3 protein-coding genes are annotated in these 2,152 nt (G+C 24.0%); 1 reads left to right on the plus strand and 2 read right to left on the minus strand.

What is annotated here, in order from left to right; genetic code table 11:
* Window positions 1-24: 24 nt before the first annotated feature.
* Window positions 25-993 carry a DUF2804 domain-containing protein gene (locus JWF52_RS15910; protein ID WP_208334499.1) on the minus strand — a complete coding sequence of 323 codons (969 nt, stop codon included), beginning with the start codon at window positions 991-993 and terminating at the stop codon, window positions 25-27.
* 203 nt (window positions 994-1,196) lie between these two features.
* Here JWF52_RS15910 and JWF52_RS15915 point away from each other — a divergent pair, with 203 nt between their 5' ends.
* Window positions 1,197-1,403 carry a hypothetical protein gene (locus JWF52_RS15915; RefSeq protein WP_208334500.1) on the plus strand — a complete coding sequence of 69 codons (207 nt, stop codon included), beginning with the start codon at window positions 1,197-1,199 and terminating at the stop codon, window positions 1,401-1,403.
* Window positions 1,404-1,547: 144 nt separating this feature from the next.
* On the opposite strand, the gene JWF52_RS15920 is transcribed toward JWF52_RS15915, so the two are convergent.
* On the minus strand, window positions 1,548-2,152 hold a 605-nt coding region (locus JWF52_RS15920), incomplete at its 5' end, for a kinase (protein ID WP_208334501.1).

Here is a 2,152-nt window from a genome sequence, read left to right on the forward strand (position 1 = left end):
TAATTAGTTAATCCTTTTTTATTTTTACCATTTTGCATAGTGATCTTCAAACCAGCAAATATTATTTTCAAACTCAATCTCTTCATTATTTAATTTTACAATACCATTTAATATTCCAATTCTCTGTTTCATATCAGATTTTACAATGTACTTACTAGATATTTTTTCATTTAAATTTATCATATCAAATACTAAATCAACTTCATCACTATTTATAGATTTTATGCCCCAGTTATTTTCATCTATTTTATTAAATTCTACATCTGAGTTTATCTTTAATATTTTATTATTTATCTTTATACAATTTTCATTAACACCAGTATTATCTGTCCATTTAGCTCCTAAATTTAACCCTATTCTTTTATTATCTTTTTCAAATCCACAAGTTAACCAATACCAAGATTTTTCTCTTTCCCAAATCCCTCTTCCATAATCAATAAACATCATAGCCTCATCGATATAGCATTGTTCTTCTCCTATTTGAATATACCCACTAGACTTTAGTGGAAACTGCTTAGAGGTATAGTGAAATAATTTATCACTCCATGGTACTAAGACATTTAAAGATTCATCTTCTATTTCTATACTTGCATCTATATCAATTTCATCCCATTTTAATATAATATTTAGACTGTTACTGACTCTTATAATATTTGCATACATTTGTTTGTTTTGGAAATGAGCATATGAACCTATATTATTGTGTATAATTATACCATTGCAAAGTGGTATATAAATGCACTTGTGAATTTCATTATTTTTTCTTATATCATAAAAATCTACATATATTACTCCTACGTAATCTAGCTTTACTAGGGCAAATGTACATATAAACTTTTCATTCATCCACATATAATGATTCCATATTTTTTTTCTAAAAAATCCGGTCTCTATATCGCAATTTTTAAATACATTTCTACTCCATCCTATAGATTCATGATTTATTGTTCCTTCTTTTGAACATATATAGTTTTTACCTTTTAATTCCTCCATACACTCCCCCCTCATTCTTTTATTTAATTTATTATATATGCTTTTAAGCATAAGATATTTCTAAAAAACTCAACATAACAATAATTTTTAACATATAAAAAATTTTTTCAAAAACTTTAGTTAATATAATATAAAAAAGTAATAAATTGAATATAATAATATTGGTGTCAAATGTTCTTATATTAATATTAGAGGTGTTTATAATGAATATATATCCTAAGTCATTTAGTAAAAAAGATAGCAATAAATTATTAAAATTATTAAATTTTAATAATAGTTTTATTTATGACGATGTTTTACCATATAATGATAGCGATTATTGTAATGATTATGATGATATTATATTAGAAGACGATAATTATTTTGAACATAGCTTTTATCAAGATGATACTTTAAATTATTTTGATTAGTAAAATTCGCTTTGCTTAAGCCACTGCGTGGGCGCTATATTTTATATCGCCAATGACTACGTCCGTTTCCGAAGCTTAGCGGTTGGTATTATAAAATAAAAGCTTCTACATTTACTGTAGAAGTCTTTTTCATTTTTAAATATATTAAGCGTTTTCAAAAGTATATATAGCATCAATCCTTGCTAAATATATAGCTTCTTCCTTACAACCTATATACTTTGCATATTTTTTTATCTTTTCCTTTTCAAGCTCTAAGTCTCCTACGCTAGTTTCTACTAATTCTTTAATATATAAATCCATTAATTTACCTTTATAACCCTTAATATTATAACCTAAAAATTTTGTTAATCTTTCTATTTCTCCGTTAAAATCTCCATCCTCCCTTATGAAAAATTCATATATATCTTCTCTATAAGGATTTAGGGTTATTACTTGTTCTACTACCCTACATTCATCAGGCTTAGTTATAAATCCATCTTTATAGTTATTAAATAATGCACTAGATTTTTTTATACTTTCTTCATTTATACTTAATCCAACTTTATCAACATTATTTTCTACTAATGCATCAATAATAGCATAATGGATATTAAAGCAGTCATTATATATATAATTACTTATTTTTTTTATTATAGGTTTTACTCTATAAAACTTTGCATGATTATTTTTTTTATTTTTATTATTAACTAACATTTCTTTATTTAAATTATTAAATAATCTTTCATAATCTAAGTATCTCTTACAATAAA

This window comes from Clostridium sp. CCUG 7971 (assembly GCF_017590215.1).
In the GTDB taxonomy this organism is placed as follows: domain Bacteria; phylum Bacillota; class Clostridia; order Peptostreptococcales; family Peptostreptococcaceae; genus Faecalimicrobium.

Coding starts and splice junctions, on each gene's coding strand:
- JWF52_RS15910 (WP_208334499.1), bottom strand. CDS start 993: ATGGAGGAATTAAAAGGTAAAAACTATATATGTTCAAAAGAAGGAACA.
- JWF52_RS15915 (WP_208334500.1), top strand. CDS start 1,197: ATGAATATATATCCTAAGTCATTTAGTAAAAAAGATAGCAATAAATTA.